This window comes from Pseudomonas salmasensis (genome assembly GCF_014268375.2).
GTDB lineage: Bacteria > Pseudomonadota > Gammaproteobacteria > Pseudomonadales > Pseudomonadaceae > Aquipseudomonas > Aquipseudomonas salmasensis.
This window is the reverse complement of the sequence record NZ_CP077083.1, coordinates 4,827,018-4,848,738: the sequence shown is the minus strand read 5'-3', so window position 1 is coordinate 4,848,738 and position 21,721 is coordinate 4,827,018. Positions and strand designations below refer to the sequence as shown.

Genomic DNA, 21,721 nt, shown 5'->3' with positions numbered 1-21,721 from the left:
CGTTATCGTTAACGACCTTCGCGAGCAAGCTCGCTCCTACAAGTAACTAATCACGCCACACGATTGAGTTGCACTGCGTGCTGCTCGATAAACCCGGCACTCAACTCGATCACCCGCCGGAACACCGCTCTACTGTAGGAGCGAGCTTGCTCGCGAAAATCGAACAGCCACCGCGTTCAACCTGGCAGTACGCGTTATCGTTAACGACCTTCGCGAGCAAGCTCGCTCCTACAAGTAACTAATCACGCCACACGATTGAGTTGCACTGCGTGCTGCTCGACAAACCCGGCACTCAACTCGATCACTCGCCGGTACTGCAAATCGACGGTGATCATGTGGTAGCAGTTGTCCAACAGGATCTTGGTCACCGGCCCGCCGAGGTGGCGCTCTACGTAATCGGCGTTCCATCGGCTGGTGATGTCGTCCTCGATGGAATGCAGCACCAGCGCTGGCACCTTGATCTGCGGCATGCGTTTCTTGACCACGGCGTTCATGCGGTGCAGCTCGCGCACGGTGATGCCTTCCATGGTCAGCAACCCCGCCTCGCTGCTCTCGCCTTCCTTCATCTGCCGCTCGACGATGGCCCGCAGGCGCTCGTTCTTGATGCCGTAGGGCGGCTTCTCTTCGAAGCTGCACATGTGCACGCCGAATGGAATCTTCATCAGCAAGGGCGTGAGAAACGCCAGTTTGTTGATGCTCCAGCCGTCGTACTTCAAGGTGGTGGAATACATCAGCAACCCGGCGACTTGCCCTGGGTGTTCGGACGCCACATACATCGACATCACCGCGCCCATGGACAAGCCGCCGACAAACACCTGGGCATGGCGTTGCTTGACCTGCACGAAGGTGTTGCGCACGCCTTCGTACCAGTCCTGCCAGCCGGTGGCCTGCAAGTCGCTGTTGTCGCCGCAGTGCCCGGCCAGCGTGGGCACATACACCGTGCAGTTACCCGCCTTGGCCAGGCCCTTGGCGACCTGGCGCAACTCGGTCGGTGTGCCGGTCAGGCCGTGGATCAACAGGATCCCGACCGGACCATCACCGAGAACGAAACCGGCAGTGCCTTCACCGAGGTCGATCCCTTGAGCATTCACCGCGTGGTCGCTCGCACCAGCAGTTGCTCCAGCAACTTGAGGCCCAGGTCGATTTCCGGGTAGCTGATCTCCAGAGACGGCGCCAGGGTGATCACGTTCTTGTAGTAACCGCCCACGTCGAGGATCAACCCAAGCTTCTGGCCGTCTACCAGCATGTCGCCTTTCATGCCTTCTTCGACCATGTAGTCCAGGGTCGCCTTGTCCGGGGTGAAGCCATCCGGGCCGCAGATCTCGCAGCGCAGCGCCAGGCCCAGGCCGTCCACATCGCCGATGATCGGGAAGCGTTTTTGCAAGTCTTGCAGGCCTTCCAGGAAGTATTTGCCCTTGGCCATGACCATGGCGCCGTAGTCGACTTCGCTGGTCATCTTGAACATTTCCAGGCCCACCGCGGTACCCAAGGGGTTGGAGGCGAAGGTGGAGTGGGTAGAACCTGGCGGGAACACCTTCGGGTTGATCAACTCTTCACGGGCCCAGATACCGCCCAGTGGGTTGAGGCCGTTGGTCAGCGCCTTGCCGAACACGATCACGTCTGGCTGCACGTCGAAGTGCTCGATCGACCAGAGCTTGCCGGTGCGGTAGAAGCCCATCTGGATTTCGTCGGACACCATCAGGATGCCGTGCTGGTCCAGGACGTGCTTGAGCTCGCGGTAGAAATTCATCGGCGGGATCACGTAGCCACCGGTGCCCTGGATCGGCTCGACATAGAAAGCTGCGTATTCGCACTGGTTGGTTTTAGGGTCCCAGACACCGTTGTATTCGGTCTCGAACAAGCGGGCGAACTGCTGCACGCAATGGCTGCCGTACTCTTCCTTGGTCATGCCCTTCGGGCCACGGAAGTGGTAAGGGAATGGGATGAAATTGGCGCGCTCGCCAAAGTGGCCGTAGCGACGACGATAGCGGAAGCTGGAGGTGATCGACGAGGCGCCGAGGGTGCGGCCGTGATAGCCGCCTTCGAAGGCGAACATCAGGCTTTTGCCGTTGCTGGCGTTGCGCACCACTTTCAGGGAGTCCTCGATGGACTGCGAACCGCCGACGTTGAAGTGCACACGGCCGTCGAGGCCGAACTTGTTCTTGGCATCGACCGCGATCATTTCCGACAGCTCGATCTTGCCTTTGTGCAGGTACTGGCTGGCGATTTGCGGCAGGGTGTCGATCTGTTTTTTCAGCGCGTTGTTCAGGCGCGGGTTGGCATAGCCGAAGTTGACGGCCGAGTACCACATCTGCAGGTCGAGGTAGGCCTGGTCTTCGGTGTCCCATACATACGAGCCTTCGCAGCGGCTGAAGATACGCGGTGGCTCGATGTAGTGAACGGTGTCGCCGTAGGAGCAGTACTTGGCTTCTTTATCCAGAAGCACCTGGTCTTCGGCGGTAGCGATACGGATATCAGACATGATGGAAGAGTTCCTGATGGTCAGAAGAGGTGTTGAAGGGGGTGGCGTTGGCAGCGAGGCCTTGTGGCAGCTTGGCCAGCAACGCCGGCACTTGCGCAAAGGTGTCGAAGCGCGCATGAGGGATCTGGTGGGCGACGCAGTAGTCGGCGAGGCTGCCCTTGGCAAACACGAAGTCGGCGGTGGAGGCCACGCACATGTCGGACTTGCCGTCGCCGATCACCAGCACGCGCTTGTTGCGCGGCGTGGATTTGCACTTGCAGTTGCCCGAAGCGGCGCGGCAGGCATCGCTGGCATACGGGAAGTCGATGCGCCAGCTGTCCTGGTCGACCTGGCGCAGGCGGTTGGCGAGGATCGGCAACAAGGTCACGTAGTTGCGCGAAAGGATGCGGGCAATGCCCTGCTCGATGCCGTCGCTGACCACTTCGATGGAGGCACCCAGGCCCATGACGTGATCGACGAAGTCCGGGAAGTCCGGGTCGATCTCGACGCTGTCAAAGTACGCCAGCAGTTCAGCCGGGGTGGCCTTGATCAGCGCCAGTTGGCGGCTCAGGCATTCGCGTGAACCGATATGCCCATCCAGCCATTCCTGCTCAATGGTTTCCCACTCGGGGCCGGCGAAGCGTTGGAGGACGTTGTCGATGACATCGGTGGGGGTAATGGTCCCGTCGAAGTCACACACGATATGCCAGTTGATCATCTGCCTTTCCTTTAGGTAAAGGGCCTTGGAGGAGCGCGCTGTCTGCGCTTGCCAAGGGATAGAGCAGGGACTGTGCCAACTGGCCAAACCCCCGCAGGGCTGGGGGTTGGCGTGAAATGCGCAGCGATGGGTGTCGCAGGAGCTACAATTTTTGTAGCTTGCTACAAACAACATGAGTGCTTGCGCGGGCGCGTCGGTTTGCGCGTTCATGCGCGCCTGCCCACCTTCAGGAAACGTCCCCATGTCCAAGCTCGCTGCTGCTGTATTCACCGGTTTACTTGGAGGGTGGGGCCTTTGCGGGGCCGCATGGGCAGAGGGCATCACGGGCGATGTGGGCGCGGGCCTCAGCTATCAGCCCCACGACCCCACTGGCAGCCGCTACGAAACCCGGCCTGTGCCGTACCTGGACCTGGATTGGGGTAACGTCAGCCTGAGCACCGATGACGGCCTGACCTGGAGCGCCCTGGATACCCACGGCCTTACCGCTGGCCCCTATATCAACTACCTCGCGGGGCGTACCTCCAACGGCGAGTTGCAAGGCCTGCGCAACGTGTCGGACATGGCGGAAGTGGGCGGTTTCGTCCAATACGCCCCGGCCAATTTCTGGCGGGTCTATGCGCAATTGGGCCAGGCCGTGGGCGGCGGGCATTCCCAGAGCGGCGCCCTGGGTAAAATCGGCGGTGAACTGGGTTACCCCGTGGGTGGCGGGATTATCGGCAGCAGTGGCCTGGTTGCGCATTTTGCCGATGCGCGCCAGACCAATACCTTCTTCGGCGTGGACAACAACGAAGCTGTCGCCTCGGGCTTGCGGCCGTATAACGCGAGCGGGGGCTTCCAGAACGTGACGCTGAGCCAGAGCTTCGCATTTCCCCTGGCGCCCCATTGGTCACTGCTGACCAGCGCCAGCTGGGTACACCTGGTGGGGTCGGCGGCCAAGAGCAGCATCGTCAAGGAGGCTGGCCAGGTGAATCAGGGCCAGGTGCAGACGGCGATCAGCTACACCTTCGACTGAATTACACGGGAGCAAAATGTGGGAGCGGGCTTGCTCGCGAAAGCAGTGTGTCAGTCACCCGATACTTCACTGACCCACCGCATTCGCGAGCAAGCCCGCTCCCACATTGGGCCTGTGTTTCATAGCACTACGTTCAGTGTTCTTCGCCTTCAGCCAACAGCGCGATACCACCGATAATCACCACCACGCCCACCCAATGCAGCACGCTGATGTGCTCGCCCAGCCCCAGCCAAGAACCCAGCAATACGGCCACAAACACCAGCGAACTCAGCGGAAACGCCAGGGACAAACTGCTACGTCGCAGAATCAGCATCCACACAAAAAACGCCCCGAGATAGCTGGCAATCGCCGCCAGAATTCCCGGGTTGCGCGCCACGTCGGCCAGCCATTGCCAACTGAAGTCCATCGGCCCCAATTGATCGCCGGCCACCTTGGTGAACAACTGCCCGGCGCTTTCGGTGGCGATCAGCAGTGCCCACAGCACCAGGGTGCCAAGCCGCCCATGCAGCCAGCCAGTATTGATTGTTTGCGTTGTCATGCCTGATTCCCCGCGATTGCTACCAACATCACACCCAAAGTGATCACTAACGTGCCCAGCCAACGGCGTCGGCTGACGGTTTCCTTGAGCACCACCCTGCCCGCCAGCACCACCAGGCAATAGGCCAACGCCGCCAGCGGAAACAGCAGACTCAAGGGCGCGCGGGACAATGCTTCGAGCCAGACAAAAAACTCAATCACATAGGCCCCGACGCCGGCCCACAACAGCGGCGCATTGAACACCTGGCCCCAGAACGCGCGCAGGCGAAAACCGCCATCAAGTTGCGGCAAACGGTCCACGCCCAGTTTGAAACACAGCTGGCCAATCACATCAAGAACGATGGAAAACGCCAGTAACAACACCACGGTCAGGGTCACGGGAACAGCTCCTCAAACAGGTCGATCAAGGCTTCGTTGGTTGCAGCATTGCGCTGCAAGTCTTGCGGGCTCCAGCGCTCCGGTGGCGGCTGGTCGGACTTGGCTTCCCAGCGCTTGAACGCGTTGCTGAATGCCGGCGTAGCGAACTCCCCGCAAACGTCGATGCCAATGATGCGTTTATGCGCCGCCAACGCCCGCAGGGCCTGGAGCAAATGGGTCAGGCGCATGCCGCCCTGGTCCCAGTTGGTGGCAGCGTCTTCACTGGCGAGCACATCTTTGTCGATGGTGATCCAGATCGCCTCGGTGGGCAGGCTGGCAATCATCTGGTCGAGGAAGGCGGCCCAATCCAGGTCCGCCAGGTTGCGCCAGTGCAGGTGGTTTTCCTGTTGCTGGTGGCCGGCGCCGTCACCGACCCGGCCCCAGACCTTGGACGGCGGATGCTGCCAGGGAAACAGCTGCAAACGCCCGCGCTTGAGGGCGCCGAGGTTGCCGCCGCGCAGTTGCGGGTTATGCAGGTCATCGCTGCACGGGCCGAGGGTGACGATGCGTTGGATCGCCGGCATCTTCAGTGCCCGATTGACCCACGAACCGCAGTGCCGCTTGGGCGCAAAGCGCACCCAGTCGGGGTGGTTGTCAAAGTGGATCAGGCTGACAGGCTCTTTGAGGTCGGCCAAAAATGCCGGCGTGAGGTGGTGATAATCGCCGGAGCCGACAAACAGGATTTCCGGGCGCGCGTCACGGGGCCGTGGCCGTTGGGCCAGGCGCTCGACGAAACGCTTCCATGTTTTTTCGGTGGACCACAAACGCAATTTCGGGCCCAGGTCCAGCAGGTCCAGGCGCGTGGCCCGACCGCTGGCCAACCGCCGGGCAATCGGCGCCTGGCCGGTGAGGCTGTGGTCAAGGTCAAGAATATTCAAGGTAAGTTACACCCCTAATGGCAGCGCCCAACCGCAGGCCGGTTGGGCTTTAGGGGGGTAATGCAAGGGATGGGCCAGCGCTTCTCTTAATGCCGACACAGATCAAATGTGGGAGCTGGCTTGCCTGCGAAGACGGCCTAACAGTCAACACAGTTGGGCCGGGTACATATCCGTTATTTAGGTAACGGCCACTTAGGGTTCCGCCCTGACGGCGGCTCACTTTTGAAAAGCGCAAAAGTAAGCAAAACGCTCTTGCCCCACCACTCGGCACCTCGCTTAGGCTCGGTGTGCCCGAACACAGGCTTGAATCCGTGGGCCGCCGCCACGCGCCATCCATGGCGCGGGGCGGCTAACCCGGCGTCCTGCCGGGTTACCCACGAATTCAAGCCTGCGTTCGGCCAGCGTGGTTTAACGGGGCGCTTAAGATCAAAAGCAGAGCAAGAGCAAGATCAAGAGCGACTCGCTTCGCATCGTGGTTACCGTCTGCTGTTACAACCCACAAAGTTGTTAAATACCTATGGCCCTCGCAGGCAAGCCAGCTCCCACATTTTGCTCCGTGCTAGGCCTCAGGATTTCGATTCGTTGATGATCTGGCGAATCGCGCCCACGAAGGCTTCAGCCGGTTGCCCACCGCTCACCGCATATTGGTCATTGAAGACAATGGTCGGCACCGAACTCACCCCACGGGAAACCCACAGCTGCTCCTGCTCGCGGACCTCGGCGGCGTATTCATCGCTGGCCAGAATCTGGGCGGCGCGCGCAATGTCCAGCCCGACGCTCTCGGCGATGATCGCCAGGGTCGCGTGGTCGGAAGGATCCTGGCCATCGCTGAAGTACGCCTTGAACAGCGCTTCCTTGAGGTTGTACTGCAAACCTTCCAACCCGGCCCAATGCAACAGGCGGTGCGCATCGAAGGTGTTGTAGATACGGCTCTGGCCGTCAGTGCGAAAAGCAAAGCCCAAAGCGGCGCCCATGTCACGGATGCGCGCACGATTAGCCTGGGACTCTTCAGCCGTGGAGCCGTACTTTTCGGTGATGTGCTCGACGATGTTCTGACCTTCGGCGGGCATGTTCGGGTTCAGTTCAAACGGCTGGAAATGAATCTCGGCCTGCACTTCGCTGCCGAGCTGGTCGAGGGCTTCGGTCAAGCCGCGCAGGCCGATGATGCACCAAGGGCAGGACACGTCGCTGACGAAATCGATTTTCAGGGGAGTACTCATGGTGGGCAACCTCGCAGGCAGTCATGCGCATAAAGGTTGCACGATACACCACCTTCACAGCACCTTCGAAGGCTCGCTCAAATCGATCTGCGCCCAGTGCGCGGTATCCTGGCGATGGGCTTGCAGGTAAGGCAACACCGCCGCCAGCAAGGGCGCCTTGAACGCTTCCTGAAAACGGTGGGCCAGGCCGGGAATCAATTTCAACTGGCTACCCTGGATATGCGCGGCCAGGTGCACGCCGTGCATCACCGGCAGCAAGGGGTCGGCGGTGCCATGCACCACCAGGGCAGGCACCCGAAGTTGGTTGAGCAAGGGCACGCGGCTTGGCTCGGCCAGGATCGCCATGATCTGGCGCTTCACACCCTCGGGGTTGAAGGCGCGGTCATAGGACAGCGCCGCCTGGTGCAGCAACGCCTGGCGATCGTCCTTGATATCCGGGCTGCCCAACGCCGCGAGCAAATCCGCCTGTTGCTCCAGCGCCACCTCACGGTTGGGCGCGCTGCGCCGCGACAGCAATTGCACCAGCGCCGCGTTCGGCGCAGGCAGGCCCTCGGCGCCGGAGCTGGTCATGATCAGGGTCAGGCTTTCCACGCGCTGTGGCGCCATGGCCGCCAGGTGTTGGGCGATCATGCCGCCCATGCTCGCGCCGAGTACGTGAAATTGCTGCACCTGCAACGCATCCATCAACCCCAGAGCGTCGTCGGCCATATCGGTCAAGGTATAAGGGGCCGCCACCGGCAGGCCGAGCTTGTAGCGCAGCACTTCGAAAGTCAGGTTGGCGCTCGCCGGCGCCTGCCGCCAGGTGGACAGGCCGACATCGCGATTGTCATAGCGGATCACCCGAAAGCCTTGCTCGCACAGGGCCACCACCACTTCATCCGGCCAGTGAATCAACTGTCCGCCCAGGCCCATCACCAGCAATAACGCAGGGTCGGACGCACGGCCGATACTTTGATAGGCGATGCTCACCTGAGCCAGGTCGACCGTTTGGGTCGGGACATTGACATCGCATCGAGAAGCCGCAAAAGACGGCAGGCCGAACAGGAGAGCGGCCACTAAAAACAACACACGCATGAAAAACACCGAAACGCAGAACCCCAGTAGAGCGCGAGTCTGATGAAGTTTGTTCAAGCGCGCTGCCACAGTTCGATGACAGTTTGATGAAGAGTGCCCAGTGGTCATGGTCGACACGCCCCACAACATGAGACAAAATCACGCAATCCGTTTTCGCCGCAAATTTTCTTCATGGAGCGCCTGTGCTCGAAATCCGTCACTTGAAAACCCTGCACGCCTTGCGCGAAGCCGACAGCCTGGTAGAAGCCGCCGAACGCCTGCACTTGACCCAGTCCGCCCTCTCCCACCAGTTCAAAGAGCTGGAAGAGCGCTTGGGCATGCCGTTGTTCGTGCGCAAGACCAAACCGGTGCGCTTCACCAGCGCCGGCCTGCGCCTGCTGCAATTGGCCGACGCCACCCTGCCGTTGCTGCGCGGTGCCGAGCGCGATATTGCGCGCCTGGCTGGCGGCACCGCCGGGCGATTGCACATGGCGATCGAATGCCACAGCTGTTTCCAGTGGCTGATGCCGACCATCGACCAGTTCCGCGATGCCTGGCCGGAAGTCGAGCTGGACCTGGCGTCCGGCTTTGCCTTCGCGCCGCTGCCGGCCCTGGCCCGTGGCGACCTGGACCTGGTGGTGACTTCCGACCCGCTGGAATTGCCGGGCATCACCTACGTGCCGCTGTTCACCTACGAAGCCATGCTGGCGGTGGCCAACCAGCACGCGCTGGCGAACAAGTCTTACATCGTGCCCGAAGACCTGCTGACAGAAACCCTGATCACCTACCCGGTGGAACGTGATCGCCTGGACATCTTCACCCGCTTCCTGGAACCGGCCGACGTTGAACCGGCCCAGGTGCGGACTTCGGAGCTGACGGTGATGATGATGCAACTGGTGGCCAGCGGCCGTGGGGTGTGCGGCATGCCCCACTGGGCGCTGCATGAATACAGCTCGCGGGGGTATGTGAAGGCCAAGCGGTTGGGCGAGAAAGGCTTGTTTGCAACGTTGTATGCGGGCATTCGTGCCGACATGCTCGATGCGCCTTATATGCGCGACTTCCTGCTGACGGCCAAGGACACCTCGTTTTCCACGCTGGATGGCGTCAGCGCGGTGCGTTGAGCGGGGAACAGCTTCATTGAAATAACGCCATCGCCTTGCCGTAGGAGCGAGCTTGCTCGCGAAAAACTCACAGACGCCGCGTTTACTCAGGAAGCACGCGTTATCGTTGACGTTTTTCGCGAGCAAGCTCGCTCCTACAGTGCCCGATCGTTCCCGCGCGTAGGAGCGATCGGACAATTAGTCAATCTGCAATTCACGCCACATGTGGATCTTGTCGAAGTAGTCGACGCCAACCCGCACGGCCAGTGGCTCGAGGCCGTATTGAATGAAACCGCAGCGCTGGTAGAGCGCAAAGGCGGCGTCATTGCCGGCGGTGACGGTCAGTTGGATCAGTTTGAGGCGCGGGTGGCGGCGGGCTTCTTCCAGTGCGGCTTGCACCAGTTGCCGCCCAAGCCCCTGCTGTTGATAAGCCTCGGTCACGTACATGCCGAACAAGGTGACCTTATGCCGGGCCTTTTCCCGCGGCTCGAATGCAAGCCCGACAATACCCGCCAGCTGATCGCCGTCGAAGGCGCCAAACAGCCGGTCCAGCGGGCTGCCGAGGCGTTTTTCCCACCAGCTCAAGGGCATCAAAGCACGCTCGGCCACGCTGGAGGTGAACGCCTGGGGGTAAGCGCCATAGGCCTGCAGCATCAACGCCCGGTAAGCAGGCGCGTCGTGAGCCTCCAGGGGGCGAATGATCATGCGTCGATCAGCGAAGCGCGGTAGAGCGGCAGGATCGTATCGCGGGTCAGCGGCGCCAATGGCAGGCCGCCATCGCCGGTGGGGTCGATCCAGCGGATTTCTTCGATTTCCGCCGCTGGCGTCACCGCAACGTCGATCTGCACCTGGAACAGCTCGGCCTGCACGGTGAAGCCTGGCTCGTTGGCGGCAGGCGCCGAGAATTGGCCGAGGTATCTGGCGTCCTCTACCTTGATGTGCAGGTTCAGCTCTTCATACAGCTCACGGGCCAACGCCTGGACAGGTTGTTCGCCCGCGTCGATCTTGCCGCCAGGTTGCATGAACGCCTGGGTACCGCGCTTGCGCACCAGCAGGGTCTGGCCGGCTGGATCAATGAGGATGGCGGCGGCGATGCGGATGGTTGAATCATTCATGAAAGAATCGAGGTCTCTTCGGGTTGTTTGATAAATACGCTGTACTTGGCGCCTTCCATCGCTTCGAACGCGATCAACTTGTCCACCAGCGGCAAGTTCAGCACCTTGCCGGCATTGAGCAGCAGCATGCCGTTATCGGCGTTGAGGTTGCGGGCCAGCACCATACCGGCCTCAAGCTCACGGGTGGTGAGGACTTTGACCGTAGGATCGCCCAGGGTCACGTCGCTGAGGAAGGTTGCGCAGGCTTGCACAAAATCTTCCACCAACGCCGGGTCATACAGGCGCCCGGCGTACTTGCGGATATACAACAGCGCTTCGTCGCTGTTGAGGTGCCGCTCCAGGATCAGGCCTTTTTGCAATTCGATAAAGTCCACCGCCAGCTTCAGCAGCCGTGAACCGGGCGGGATGGTATCGCCCTTGAGGTGGTCGGGAAATCCCGTGCCGTCCCAGCGTTCCTGGTGATGACGAATGATCCGCGCCGCGTCCTTCATCGGCTCCAGGGTCATCAGCAGCGACTCGCTCTGCCCCGGATACTCACGGTACAAGCCACGGTCGGTGCTATGCAGTTTGTCCGACGGTGCAACCATCATGCTGTCGGTCCAGCTCAACTTGCCGATGTTGTACAACGCGGCGGCCATGGTCAGGTCGCGGGTGCTGGCTTCGTCCATGGACTGGGCGGCGCAGTACACGCGGATCAACTCGATCAACGCGCGGTTGGTCTGTTTGTCTTTGGGCAAGCGCAGGTTGGCCAGCAGCGAAAACACTTCGGTGCCGGTCACGTAGCTGCGCTTGAGCTCGTCGTAGGCCAGGTCGAGCATGTCGGCGGTTTGTTGTAATTCGGCGGTACGCGCCGCCACGCGCTTTTCCAGGGTGGCGTTGAGCAGCTTGAGCTGTTCGGTCTGGTCTCGGGCCAGGCGTTCAAGCCGTTGGTGCTCGAGGGTTTGCTGCAACACCAGCTGCAACTCCTCGTCATTCCAGGGTTTGCTGATGTAGCGGTGGATCTGCCCGTCGTTGATCGCCTTGATGATGGTGGTGAGGTCGGCGTAACCGGTGAGCAGGATACGGCTGGTGGCGGGATACAAGCGGTGAACCTCGGCCAGCAGCGTGGCGCCGTCCATGCCGGGCATGCGCGCATCGCTCATCACCAGATCGACGGGCCGGGTCGCCATGATCTCCAGCGCCTGGGCGCCGCTGGTGGCCAATACCACGTCATAGGGCTGGCCGCGCAACAGGCGGCGCAGGCTGTTTAGGATCGACTCTTCATCGTCGACCAGCAAAACAGCGGACTTCGTAGCGAGTTGTTCATCCATGGCGACTCTGCCTTCAAATTAAACGAAGTTAAGCTAAATTGAATCCGCGCAATACAAAGCGCGATTGATTTGACGCCAACTGGCCGTCGATATCAAGGGAACTCAACTATGCTGCATTGCATACTCGCGCCCCGTTCAGTTGTAGAACCAGGGAAGGAATTGTCATGCCATCAAGCCTTTTGCATGTGCCGAGTGCGCCATGAAGACGGAATCGGGCCGGGCCAACCGGCGCATCCTGATCGTCGACGACACCGCTTCGATCCACCAGGATTTTCGCAAGATCCTCTGTGCCGACGAGCACGGCGAGCCCTCCCTCGATACTCTGGAGTCCGCCCTGTTCGGCACCACGGCGCCGGTGCGCCAGGCGTTTGACCTGGATTCCGCCTACCAGGGCCAGGAAGCCTTGGCACTGGTCAAGAAAGCCCTGGACGCCCACTCACCCTACGCCATGGTGTTTATCGACATGCGCATGCCCCCTGGCTGGGACGGCCTGCACACCATCGAACAGCTGTGGGAGGTGGACCCCAACCTGCAAATCGCCCTCTGCACGGCCTATTCCGATTATTCCTTCGAGGCCATCGAAGCGCGCCTGAAATACAACGACCAACTGCTGATCCTGAAAAAGCCCTTCGACCACCTGGAAATCCGCCAGATGGCCAGCGCGCTGACCTGGAAATGGCAGCTGGCCCAGGATGCGGCCCTCAAGGTGATCAGCCTGGAGCGCACCATCGAGGAACGCGTGCAGGAGCTGCTCAAGGTCTCGCATTTATTGCAATACGACGCACTGACCGAGTTGCCCAACAGCACCTTGCTCGGCGACCGACTGACCCAGGCGATCGCCTTGAGCCGGCGGCACGACACGCAACTGGCGGTGATGTTTCTGGGGCTTGACCGCTTCAAGCGCATCAACAACGCCCTGGGCTATCCGGCAGGCGATGAGGTGCTTGCGCAGGTGAGCCTGAGCCTGGTGGCGGCGATACGGGCCTCGGACTCGGTGTTTCGTTATGGCTCCGACGAGTTCGTGGTGCTGCTCAACGATATCCAGCATCCCCAGCAAACCCAGCACATTGCGCAAAAGGTACTCAATGCCGTCAGCGCGACTCGCCATGTCGCGGGGCATGACCTGAGTGTGAGCGCCAGCCTGGGCATCAGTATTTACCCCAATGACAGCGACAACGCCGTGGGCTTGCTCAAGCACGCTGAAACCGCGATGCGCACCAGCAAAGAACGCGGCCCGGGGGATTTCAGCTTTTACACCGAAGACATGAACCTGCGCGCCCAGCACCAGCAAAACCTGGAAAGCGCGATACGCCAGGCGCTGGACCGCGATGAGTTTGTGCTGCATTACCAACCCAAGCTGGCGTTGGAGTCCGGGCGCATCGTCGGCGCGGAAGCGCTGACTCGCTGGTTTCAACCGCAGTCGGGTTGGGTCAGCCCGGCGGAGTTTATTCCGGTGGCCGAAGACAGCGGCCTGATCGTGCGCCTGACTCAGTGGGTACTGCGCCAAGCCTGCGCACAAGCCCAAGCCTGGCGCGAGATGGGCCTGGCGCCCTTGCGCATGTCGGTGAACATTTCGGCGATCGACTTTCGCCAACGAGACTTCGTCGACAACCTGGCCGCCATCCTCAAGGACACCGGCCTGCCGCCCACCCAACTGGAACTGGAAATCACCGAAAGCGTGCTGATGCAGAACGTCGACGAAACCGTGGAAACCCTGCAAAAAATCAAGGCCATGGGCATCCGCCTGGCCTTGGATGATTTTGGCACCGGCTATTCCAGCCTCAGCTACCTGCGACGCTTTCCCATCGACGTGCTGAAGATCGACCAATCTTTCGTGCGCGGCCTGCGCATCAATAGCCAGGACGAACAGCTGATCAGCGCTATCATCGGCATGGGCAAGAGCCTGGAGCTGAACATCATTGCCGAAGGCGTGGAAACCATCGACCAACTGAATTTCCTCAAAGCCCAGCAGTGTGAAGAGGGCCAGGGCTTTCTATTCAGCAAGGCGCTGCCTTCGAAAGATTTTGTGCAGTTGCTGCAAACGGATTGCGCGACACTGATGCCCGATCAAGAAAATAAATAGCCCTAGGCCTGCAAGGAGTGCTCGCTTGAGCAACGTCGTAAACCACCGTTCTGGCCTGATGTTCGCGTTATGCCTGGGCACCGCACCGCTCGCAGCCGCGCCGCTGAACGAAGCGCTCAAGCCCTTGCCGGCGGTTCCCGTACTAGACCCGGCCAAGGTTGAGTTGGGTCGCCAGCTGTTCAATGAGCCGCGCTTGTCGGTCAACAACACCTTGTCCTGCGCCAGCTGTCACCCACTGACCAGCGGCGGCGCCGACAACAAGCCGTTCTCCATTGGCTTTGACGGCAAGCCGGTGCAGATCAATACCCCTTCTGTGTTCAACGCCAGCCTTAATTTCAAACAGTTCTGGAACGGTCGGGTGGACACGTTGGAGGCCCAGGTCGAGCAGGTGGTGATCAGCCCGGTGGAAATGGGCAGCGACTGGAATACCGTGGTGCGCAACCTCTCCGCCCTGCCCGCTTACCAGAACGCGTTCAAACAGGCCTACCCCGATGGCGTCACCGCTTCCAATGTGCAAAACGCCCTGGCCACCTACGAGCGCACGCTGCTGACACCCAACTCGCGGTTTGACCAATACTTGCTGGGCAACACCGATATCCTGACCCGCCAGGAAAAATACGGTTACCAACGCTTCAAGGATTACGGCTGCATCGCCTGTCACCAGGGCGTGAACATTGGCGGCAACATGTTCCAGAAGTTCGGCGTGATGGGCGATTACTTCAAGGCCCGCGGCAACCCGCTGGAATCGGATCTGGGGCGCTACCTGCTGACCCAGGATGAAGAGGACCGCCATGTGTTCAAGGTGCCCAGCCTGCGCAATGTGGCCGTCACGGCGCCGTACTTCCACGACGCCTCGGCCAGGACCCTTGAAGAGGCGGTTGACGTGATGTTCAAGTACCAGTTGGGGCGCAACCCGTCCCAGGAAGACAAGGACCTGATTATCCAGTTTCTCAAGACCCTGACCGGCGAATGGGCGGGCAAGCCGCTATGAGACGAATTTCACGCCGGCGCACCAGCCAGATACTGCTAGGCCTCATGACCTTGTTCCTGGCCTCGACACTGGTGTTTCTATACCTCAAATCTTCTCGGGACCAGATCGCCAGCTATACCCAGTCACGAGACCTGATTCGTCATCTCAAGCAGCTCAATGCCCAATGGGACAGCGAGGTGCTCAAGGCGCGCATCGCGATTACCCACAATTACGACCCGCTGGTCACGCCACTCGCGGAAATGACCCAGCTATGGGCCAGCCTGGACAACAGCGCTACGTACCACGGCCCCGAAGACCTGAGCCAATGGCAGACGGCTCGAGCAGCCTACCAGGCGGCGATTCAGGATAAAGCCCGGTTGGTAGACCAGTTCAAATCCCATAATGCAGTGCTACGCAACTCACTGGCCTTCTTGCCGACCGCTGAGGATGACATCCAGGCCCAGTTCAACCTGATGGGCGATGAAGGCCGGCTGCAACTGCAAAGCGTGGCCACCGACACCTACGACCTGCTGCTCAGCAGCCTGGAGTTCGCCCAGGTCACCAGCGACGAGCGTGCCGCCGACATCCTGGTGGGCCTGGGCAAACTGGCGGTGAACAAAGAGAGCCTGCCCAGTGAGTTTCAGGCCGCGGTGGAGGTTCTGAGCAATCACATTTCACTGATCCTGCGCGAACAGCCGGTGGTCAATGGGCTGCTCGAACGGATTGCCGCCGTGCCGGTGGCAGAGCGTCTGGATGATCTGACCACGCACCTCAACCGGGACCAGCAGGCCGCGGACCTCGTTGATCATCAATATCATCGCTATATGCTGATTTTCTCGACACTGCTGATGCTGCTGTTGCTGTACCTGGCGGTGCGCCTGCTGCGCAGTTTTGCCGAGATCAACCGCGTCAACCGCGCGTTGCAGGCCGCCAACGAAACCCTGGAGCAACGGGTGGAACGGCGCACGCAACAGCTCAAGGACGCCCAGAGCGAGCTGATGGACAGTGCCCGCCAGGCCGGCATGGCGGAAATCGCCACCAACGTGCTGCACAACGTCGGTAACGTGCTCAACAGTGTGAATATCTCCGCCGACCTGGTCAGCCGCAAGCTGCGCGCCAGCAAGGCGCTCGGCCTGGGCAAGGCCATGCAGTTGATCAACGCCCACCCAGGCGACCTGGGCACCTTCCTCACCGAGGATGAAAAAGGCAAATTGCTGCCGGGCTATCTCAACCAGTTGGTCGAAGCGATTGCCATCGAACAGCAAGGCATGAGCGATGAGCTGGCGCAGTTGAGCAAAAGCGTGGACCACATCAAGGACATCGTCTCGACCCAGCAATCCTATGCGGGTGCGTCTACCTTGCTGGAGCCGGTCAATATCAGCGCCTTGATGGACGACGCCCTGCGCATGAACGCCGGCGCGCTGAGCCGTCACCATGTCACGGTGGTCAAGGCGTACGAGCCGGTGCCGGAGATTCTGGGGGACAAGCACCGGTTGCTACTGATCATGGTCAACCTGATCAGCAACGCCAAATACGCCATGGACAAACTGTCTGAGCGGCCACGGCAGATCACCCTGGCGGTGGAATCGGTAGGCGACCAGACCCTGAAGATCAGCGTGAAGGACGATGGCGAAGGCATACCGCCCGAGAACATGGCACGCATCTTCACCCACGGTTTTACCACCCGCAAGGAAGGCCACGGCTTCGGCCTGCACAGCTGCGCCCTGGCCGCCGTAGAAATGAACGGCCAGCTCAGTGCCCACAGCGACGGGCCGGGCCTTGGCGCCGTCTTCACCTTGACCATCCCCATGACCCTTGCCGGAAGCCCCTCATGAACCAACCTCCCAACCGGCGCATCCTGCTGATCGATGACACACCGTCCATTCATGAGGATTTTCGCAAGATCCTGATGCCCGACGAAGCCTCGACCGAAGCGCTGGATGAGATGGAGTCGGCACTGTTTGGCGACGCCGCCAAACCTCAAGCCCAGGCGTTCGAGCTGCACGGCGCTTACGGCGGCGAGGAAGGCCTGGCCTTGCTGACCACCGCCATGGCGCAACAGCGCCCCTATGCGTTGGCCTTCGTCGACATGCGCATGCCCCAGGGCTGGGACGGCGCCAAGACCATTGAAGAACTGTGGAAAGTGGCCCCCGACTTGCAAGTGGTGGTGTGCACCGCCTACTCGGACTATTCCTGGGATGACCTGCTGTTTCGCCTGCACGCCCACGACCGCCTGCTGATCCTGAAAAAACCGTTCGACAACATCGAAGTCCAGCAAATGGCCAACACCCTGGCCAATAAATGGGACATGGCCCGCCGCGCCTGCCTGCAAACCTCACAGTTGGAGCAGTTGGTGGAAGAGCGCACCCAAGCGCTGCAACTGGAAATTGAAGAGCGCAAGCATCTGGAAAGCCAACTGGTGCAGTCGGAAAAACTCGCCTCACTGGGGCAACTCGCGGCCGGCGTCGCCCATGAGATCAACAACCCGGTGGGCTTTATTTCCTCCAACCTCAGCACCCTCGACGGCTACTTCAAACAGCTGCAACAGATGCTCGATGCTTACCAGCGCAGCGAAGCGCATATTGCTGAGCCAGAACATCGCGACCCACTCGCGGCATTGCGCAGCGAGTTGGACCTGGACTTTCTCAAGGACGACATTCCGATCCTGATCCGCGAGTCCAAGGACGGCATCGGCCGTGTGGTGCAGATCGTCAAAGACCTGAAGAACTTCTCACGGGTGGATAACGACCAGACCTGGCAATTCGCCAACCTGCAGCAAGGCATCGATTCGACGCTGAACATCGTCGCCAGCGAACTCAAGTACAAGGCCGATGTGGTCAAGCACTACGCGCCGCTGCCGGAAATCGAATGCCTGGCCTCCCAACTCAACCAGGTGGTGATGAACCTGGTGATCAACGCGGCACAAGCCATGGGCCCTGAGCGCGGCACCATTACCATCAGCAACGGGGTGGAAGGCGAAAACGTGTGGCTGGAAGTCGCAGACAACGGCTGTGGGATTGCCCCAGACACCGTGCAGAAGATTTTCGACCCGTTCTTCACCACCAAGCCGGTGGGCGAAGGTACGGGGTTGGGGTTGTCGTTGTCCTACGGGATCGTCAAGAAACACCGTGGCGATATCAGCGTCAGCAGTGAGCTGGGCAAGGGTACGAGGTTTCGGGTGGTACTGCCGATTCGGCAGACGGCGGCGTAGGACACGCCGCCGAATCATGCTCATTCATCCGCTTTTTTCGGGCTCGACCCGAACGAGGCAAAGCGCTTGTTGAACCCAGCAATCCGGCCTTCGGCCTGGGTCTTGCGCTGCTGGCCGGTGTAGACCGGGTGCGAGGCGCTGGAGACGTCCAGCGGGATGTAGGGGTAGGTGTTACCGTCGCTGTGTTTATGAGTGCGATCACTGTCGGCGGTGGAGCCGATGAGGAAGAACACGTCGGCGGCAGTGTCGTGGAACAGCACGGTGCGGTAGTCGGGGTGGATACCAGCTTTCATGAGGCCTCCGGGGCGTCTGGGTGCGGTTGATTTGTTATACAGTAACACAAGATCAAGCAGCCAAACGAGAACCTATTGCAATAAGAATAGTTTGCGCCATTCTTTGCTCATAGGTATTGCGTCACGCCCCGCGATCAAACTGTGGGAGCGGGCTTGCTCGCGAAGGCGGCCGGACAGCCTACTCATGCCTACCTGCCGGGCCGAGATCTTCTATAGATATTTATGGCCTTATGGGGCTTGCTGGAAATCCCTTTCCAAGAACCAAACCTGTCTCCCCTCCGATCTTAGCTGCCCGCCTTATTCAACACAGTCTTGACCAATTCCGGCGTGGCCTCATTTTTGTTCACAGCACTGGCATACCCTTGTAGGGCGCCCAAGATATCCCCCTTCACAGCACTGTCGAGTGCTTGATCAAACCCATCGGCTCGGGTTTTGTCAAAACCAGCCTTGGCCCCCTTGATGGCCCCCTCCACCCCCGGGTCTGAATCGCCGATCCCCAGAAGAATATTGCTGAGCCCCGGGATAAACCAGGTTCTCTTTCCAGCTGCGCTAGCAGCCCACTGCAGATTATCTTTGTTGGTGCCGTCGGCCTTGACATGGGTATCGCTGGTACTGTCCAGGCGGTGATCGTCGCGCAAGGCGGAATAACCCTGCTCCGTAAAATCTTTCCACATACCAGCCGGAGTTCCGCGCCGGGCATCGCCGCTACGGGTGATTCCTTCAAGGTCGCCATTGCCATGGGCTTTGCCTCGATGTTCGCCGTCAGCCGATAAGGACGTATCGATATAGTTGAGCACCCGTGCAACGTTGAAGGCGGCATCCGCTCGTGCTTCAGGGTCTTTGTTATTGCTCGTCCAATCACCCAGCTGTTGATAAGCCAATGAACGATTGATGTCTTTCTGATGACCGAGGTTTTTGAGGATCGGATTGTCTTCGATAATTTGCTCGGCGGTGCGGGTATCACCCGGTGGACGGCCTGTGGCGAATTCCGGCTTTCGGCTCACATCCTGCTCAGGCCTCTCAATGCCTTGCATGCGTTTATGCTCTTGAGCGATTTGCTCCCGTTGCGAGCTGGTTAACTGGCTTTTGCTCCAGTGGGGGTAGGAAGGGATAGAGGCCGAGGCACTATAAAAACCATTCGATACCGATGCTGTTATTGTCATATGCACGTCACTCGCTTATATCGTTATAAATTCCCTCTTGATAAAAGTGTCCTTACTTTCTCAATGCCCGGTAATAACCAGACGCCCAATGAATGGTGTCGGGGGCGTAATACGTTCCTCTATCAAGCTGATAGATATTTTTGTCTGTACAAATAAGCCGAGGTATAAAAAGGCGACTGGGCGATCAATCCTTGTCCGTGCTTTAACGACAGGTGCAGAATGGGCAATCGACCTGAAGAGTCCGAACCCAAGGAAACCGTATGAGCCTGTCCTTGTTAAGCCGCTACGCCTTCTTTGCTGTGTGCGTCATTTTCACCCTCGCCAGCCTCCCCTTTATCGAACATGAATGGCTGTGGCCTATTACGATAGTCACCGGTGTACTCAGCCTGATCGGCATTTTCGACCTGCTGCAAACGCCTCACGCAGTGCGCCGTAACTACCCGATCCTGGGCAATATCCGCTACTTGGTGGAAACCATCCGCCCGGAGATCCGCCAGTACCTGCTGGAGTCCGACAGCGACGCCCTGCCCTTCTCTCGCGCCCAGCGCTCGCTGGTGTATTCGCGGGCTAAAAACGAAACAGCAGACAAACCCTTCGGCACCCTGATCGACGTGTACCAGTCAGGCTTCGAATTTATCGGCCACTCCATGCGCCCTGCGCCACTGAGCGACCCCAGCAGCTTTCGCGTGATGGTCGGCGGCCCGCAGTGCACGCAGCCGTACTCGGCGTCGGTGTTCAATATCTCGGCGATGAGCTTCGGCTCGTTGAGCGCCAATGCGATCCGCGCACTCAACCACGGCGCCAAGCTCGGCAACTTTGCCCACGACACCGGCGAAGGCAGCATCAGCCCCTACCATCGCGAAAACGGCGGCGACCTCACCTGGGAACTGGGCAGTGGTTACTTCGGCTGCCGCACCAGTGACGGCCGTTTCGACCCCGAACGCTTCGCCGTGCAGGCCCAGAACCCGCAAGTGCGCATGATCGAAATCAAGATGAGCCAAGGCGCCAAGCCCGGCCATGGCGGAATTCTGCCCAAGCACAAGGTCACCCAGGAAATCGCCGACACCCGCGGCATCATGATGGGTGAAGACTGCATCTCGCCGTCGCGCCACAGCGCGTTTTCCACGCCAATCGAGCTGATGCAATTCATCGCCCAGTTGCGTGAACTGTCCGGTGGCAAACCAGTGGGCTTCAAGTTCTGCTTGGGCCACCCATGGGAATTCATGGGCATCGCCAAGGCCATGCTCGAAACTGGCATCCTCCCGGACTTTATCGTGGTCGACGGCAAGGAAGGCGGCACCGGCGCCGCGCCGGTGGAGTTCACCGACCATATCGGCGTGCCGCTGCGTGAGGGCCTGCTGTTCGTGCACAACACCCTGGTGGGCCTGAACCTGCGCGACAAGATCAAGCTCGGCGCCAGCGGCAAGATCGTCAGCGCCTTCGACATCGCCAGCGTCCTGGCCATCGGCGCCGACTGGGCCAACTCGGCACGCGGCTTTATGTTCGCCATCGGCTGTATTCAGTCTCAGTCATGCCACACCAACAAATGCCCGACCGGCGTGGCGACTCAAGACCCGCTGCGTCAACGCGCCCTGGTGGTGCCGGACAAGGCCCAGCGCGTATTCAACTTCCACCGCAACACCCTGCACGCCCTGGCAGAAATGCTCGCTGCCGCAGGTCTGGAGCATCCGTCGCAATTGTCGGCCAAGCACTTGGTACGGCGCATGTCGGCGACGGAGATCAAGTTGTTTTCGCAGCTGCATGTGTTCTTGAAGCCCGGCGAGTTGCTCACTGGGGAGGTGAACGGCGAGTTTTATTCGCGGATGTGGCAGATGGCGCGGGCGGATAGCTTTGAGCCCCATGAAATCGCTGCGGCCTAAAGGACACCTAGCATGTTGAAAGTCATCGCTGAAGACTTTATCAAGCCCGAACATCTGGAAACCGTGCGCCCGTGGTACGCCGAACTGGTGGAAAAAACTCGCCAGGAACCGCTGTGCATCGCCTACGATCTGTTCGTCGATCAAAAGGCCCCCGGGCACTTCGTCTTTATCGAACAGTGGCCCGATCAGGCGGCGCTGGACGCGCATTGCCAGACCGAGCACTTCACCCGTTTGGTACCGCAGATCAATGCGTATCAGGCCAAACCGTGCAGGGTCTTGCTGATGGACGCTTTCTGAGAA

General features: G+C 60.2%; 21 protein-coding genes. 8 read left to right on the top strand and 13 right to left on the bottom strand.

The annotated features are described in order from the left end of the window. Positions 1-242: 242 nt before the first annotated feature. From HU731_RS21685 to HU731_RS21675, 3 genes are read right to left on the bottom strand one after another with little or no spacing between them, the layout of a single operon-like run. The gene (locus HU731_RS21685) at positions 243-1,091 is read right to left on the bottom strand and encodes an alpha/beta hydrolase (RefSeq protein ID WP_186609287.1); all 849 of its coding nucleotides are present in this window, start codon (positions 1,089-1,091) and stop codon (positions 243-245) included. Then, positions 1,088-2,482, bottom strand: a complete 1,395-nt coding sequence (locus tag HU731_RS21680) for an aspartate aminotransferase family protein (protein ID WP_003188936.1) — start codon at positions 2,480-2,482, stop codon at positions 1,088-1,090. The genes HU731_RS21685 and HU731_RS21680 overlap by 4 nt, the downstream gene beginning before the upstream one ends. Next, positions 2,475-3,179, bottom strand: a complete 705-nt coding sequence (locus HU731_RS21675) for an MtnX-like HAD-IB family phosphatase (RefSeq protein ID WP_186609285.1) — start codon at positions 3,177-3,179, stop codon at positions 2,475-2,477. Before HU731_RS21675 ends, HU731_RS21680 begins: the two co-directional genes overlap by 8 nt. A 241-nt stretch (positions 3,180-3,420) precedes the next feature. Here HU731_RS21675 and HU731_RS21670 point away from each other — a divergent pair, with 241 nt between their 5' ends. Then, positions 3,421-4,191, top strand: coding sequence for a MipA/OmpV family protein (locus HU731_RS21670; protein ID WP_138761393.1), 771 nt, complete (start codon positions 3,421-3,423; stop codon positions 4,189-4,191). Positions 4,192-4,324: 133 nt separating this feature from the next. Here the strand turns inward: HU731_RS21670 and HU731_RS21665 are convergent, their stop codons facing one another. From HU731_RS21665 to HU731_RS21645, 5 genes are all read right to left on the bottom strand, one after another. Beyond that, positions 4,325-4,729, bottom strand: a complete 405-nt coding sequence (locus tag HU731_RS21665; RefSeq protein WP_014717122.1) for an EamA family transporter — start codon at positions 4,727-4,729, stop codon at positions 4,325-4,327. Beyond that, on the bottom strand, positions 4,726-5,106 hold the full coding sequence (locus tag HU731_RS21660; protein WP_003188930.1) for a DMT family transporter: 381 nt from the start codon (positions 5,104-5,106) through the stop codon (positions 4,726-4,728). Before HU731_RS21660 ends, HU731_RS21665 begins: the two co-directional genes overlap by 4 nt. Continuing rightward, a complete protein-coding gene (locus HU731_RS21655; RefSeq protein ID WP_186609281.1) occupies positions 5,103-6,023 on the bottom strand; it encodes an arginase family protein in 921 nt (306 codons plus the stop codon). Before HU731_RS21655 ends, HU731_RS21660 begins: the two co-directional genes overlap by 4 nt. A gap of 566 nt (positions 6,024-6,589) precedes the next feature. Further along, positions 6,590-7,243, bottom strand: coding sequence for a DsbA family oxidoreductase (locus HU731_RS21650; RefSeq protein ID WP_186609280.1), 654 nt, complete (start codon positions 7,241-7,243; stop codon positions 6,590-6,592). 54 nt (positions 7,244-7,297) lie between these two features. After that, positions 7,298-8,317 carry an alpha/beta fold hydrolase gene (locus HU731_RS21645; protein ID WP_186609278.1) on the bottom strand — a complete coding sequence of 340 codons (1,020 nt, stop codon included), beginning with the start codon at positions 8,315-8,317 and terminating at the stop codon, positions 7,298-7,300. 182 nt (positions 8,318-8,499) lie between these two features. Between HU731_RS21645 and metR the strand changes: the two genes are divergently transcribed. Beyond that, positions 8,500-9,417 carry a transcriptional regulator MetR gene (metR, locus tag HU731_RS21640; protein WP_003188924.1) on the top strand — a complete coding sequence of 306 codons (918 nt, stop codon included), beginning with the start codon at positions 8,500-8,502 and terminating at the stop codon, positions 9,415-9,417. Positions 9,418-9,594: 177 nt separating this feature from the next. Here metR and HU731_RS21635 read toward each other — a convergent pair whose 3' ends face one another. The 3 genes from HU731_RS21635 to nosR are packed head-to-tail and all read right to left on the bottom strand — an operon-like array spanning position 9,595 to position 11,821. Next, the gene (locus tag HU731_RS21635) at positions 9,595-10,101 is read right to left on the bottom strand and encodes a GNAT family N-acetyltransferase (protein ID WP_186609276.1); all 507 of its coding nucleotides are present in this window, start codon (positions 10,099-10,101) and stop codon (positions 9,595-9,597) included. Then, a complete protein-coding gene (locus HU731_RS21630) occupies positions 10,098-10,511 on the bottom strand; it encodes an NUDIX hydrolase (RefSeq protein WP_186609274.1) in 414 nt (137 codons plus the stop codon). The genes HU731_RS21635 and HU731_RS21630 overlap by 4 nt, the downstream gene beginning before the upstream one ends. After that, positions 10,508-11,821, bottom strand: coding sequence for a response regulator c-di-GMP phosphodiesterase, NosR family (gene nosR / locus HU731_RS21625; protein ID WP_186609272.1), 1,314 nt, complete (start codon positions 11,819-11,821; stop codon positions 10,508-10,510). Before nosR ends, HU731_RS21630 begins: the two co-directional genes overlap by 4 nt. A gap of 199 nt (positions 11,822-12,020) precedes the next feature. Here nosR and HU731_RS21620 point away from each other — a divergent pair, with 199 nt between their 5' ends. From HU731_RS21620 to HU731_RS21605, 4 genes are read left to right on the top strand one after another with little or no spacing between them, the layout of a single operon-like run. After that, positions 12,021-13,904 carry a putative bifunctional diguanylate cyclase/phosphodiesterase gene (locus tag HU731_RS21620; protein WP_186609270.1) on the top strand — a complete coding sequence of 628 codons (1,884 nt, stop codon included), beginning with the start codon at positions 12,021-12,023 and terminating at the stop codon, positions 13,902-13,904. Positions 13,905-13,929: 25 nt separating this feature from the next. Continuing rightward, a complete protein-coding gene (locus tag HU731_RS21615; protein ID WP_186609268.1) occupies positions 13,930-14,895 on the top strand; it encodes a cytochrome-c peroxidase in 966 nt (321 codons plus the stop codon). Next, on the top strand, positions 14,892-16,709 hold the full coding sequence (locus HU731_RS21610) for a DAHL domain-containing sensor histidine kinase (protein WP_186609266.1): 1,818 nt from the start codon (positions 14,892-14,894) through the stop codon (positions 16,707-16,709). The genes HU731_RS21615 and HU731_RS21610 overlap by 4 nt, the downstream gene beginning before the upstream one ends. Further along, complete coding sequence (locus HU731_RS21605; protein ID WP_186609264.1) at positions 16,706-18,085, top strand: ATP-binding protein; 1,380 nt, start codon at positions 16,706-16,708, stop codon at positions 18,083-18,085. The genes HU731_RS21610 and HU731_RS21605 overlap by 4 nt, the downstream gene beginning before the upstream one ends. Positions 18,086-18,105: 20 nt before the next feature. Here HU731_RS21605 and HU731_RS21600 read toward each other — a convergent pair whose 3' ends face one another. Both HU731_RS21600 and HU731_RS21595 read right to left on the bottom strand, forming a co-directional pair. Then, positions 18,106-18,378 (bottom strand): type B 50S ribosomal protein L31, encoded by a 273-nt coding sequence (locus HU731_RS21600; protein WP_003188912.1) that lies wholly within the window; start codon positions 18,376-18,378, stop codon positions 18,106-18,108. Positions 18,379-18,662: 284 nt separating this feature from the next. Next, positions 18,663-19,412 (bottom strand): hypothetical protein, encoded by a 750-nt coding sequence (locus HU731_RS21595; RefSeq protein ID WP_225931501.1) that lies wholly within the window; start codon positions 19,410-19,412, stop codon positions 18,663-18,665. 389 nt (positions 19,413-19,801) lie between these two features. Between HU731_RS21595 and HU731_RS21590 the strand changes: the two genes are divergently transcribed. Next, entirely contained in the window at positions 19,802-21,421 is a 1,620-nt protein-coding gene (locus tag HU731_RS21590; protein ID WP_044274709.1) for an FMN-binding glutamate synthase family protein, read from the top strand. Between the two features lie 12 nt (positions 21,422-21,433). Then, positions 21,434-21,718 carry a putative quinol monooxygenase gene (locus HU731_RS21585; protein WP_186609263.1) on the top strand — a complete coding sequence of 95 codons (285 nt, stop codon included), beginning with the start codon at positions 21,434-21,436 and terminating at the stop codon, positions 21,716-21,718. The last annotated feature ends 3 nt before the right edge of the window (positions 21,719-21,721 follow it).

Coding starts and splice junctions, on each gene's coding strand:
- HU731_RS21680 (WP_003188936.1), bottom strand. CDS start 2,482: ATGTCTGATATCCGTATCGCTACCGCCGAAGACCAGGTGCTTCTGGAT.
- HU731_RS21675 (WP_186609285.1), bottom strand. CDS start 3,179: ATGATCAACTGGCATATCGTGTGTGACTTCGACGGGACCATTACCCCC.
- HU731_RS21670 (WP_138761393.1), top strand. CDS start 3,421: ATGTCCAAGCTCGCTGCTGCTGTATTCACCGGTTTACTTGGAGGGTGG.
- HU731_RS21665 (WP_014717122.1), bottom strand. CDS start 4,729: ATGACAACGCAAACAATCAATACTGGCTGGCTGCATGGGCGGCTTGGC.
- HU731_RS21650 (WP_186609280.1), bottom strand. CDS start 7,243: ATGAGTACTCCCCTGAAAATCGATTTCGTCAGCGACGTGTCCTGCCCT.
- HU731_RS21645 (WP_186609278.1), bottom strand. CDS start 8,317: ATGCGTGTGTTGTTTTTAGTGGCCGCTCTCCTGTTCGGCCTGCCGTCT.
- HU731_RS21635 (WP_186609276.1), bottom strand. CDS start 10,101: ATGATCATTCGCCCCCTGGAGGCTCACGACGCGCCTGCTTACCGGGCG.
- HU731_RS21630 (WP_186609274.1), bottom strand. CDS start 10,511: ATGAATGATTCAACCATCCGCATCGCCGCCGCCATCCTCATTGATCCA.
- nosR (WP_186609272.1), bottom strand. CDS start 11,821: ATGGATGAACAACTCGCTACGAAGTCCGCTGTTTTGCTGGTCGACGAT.
- HU731_RS21620 (WP_186609270.1), top strand. CDS start 12,021: ATGAAGACGGAATCGGGCCGGGCCAACCGGCGCATCCTGATCGTCGAC.
- HU731_RS21610 (WP_186609266.1), top strand. CDS start 14,892: ATGAGACGAATTTCACGCCGGCGCACCAGCCAGATACTGCTAGGCCTC.
- HU731_RS21605 (WP_186609264.1), top strand. CDS start 16,706: ATGAACCAACCTCCCAACCGGCGCATCCTGCTGATCGATGACACACCG.
- HU731_RS21600 (WP_003188912.1), bottom strand. CDS start 18,378: ATGAAAGCTGGTATCCACCCCGACTACCGCACCGTGCTGTTCCACGAC.
- HU731_RS21595 (WP_225931501.1), bottom strand. CDS start 19,412: ATGCAAGGCATTGAGAGGCCTGAGCAGGATGTGAGCCGAAAGCCGGAA.
- HU731_RS21590 (WP_044274709.1), top strand. CDS start 19,802: ATGAGCCTGTCCTTGTTAAGCCGCTACGCCTTCTTTGCTGTGTGCGTC.
- HU731_RS21585 (WP_186609263.1), top strand. CDS start 21,434: ATGTTGAAAGTCATCGCTGAAGACTTTATCAAGCCCGAACATCTGGAA.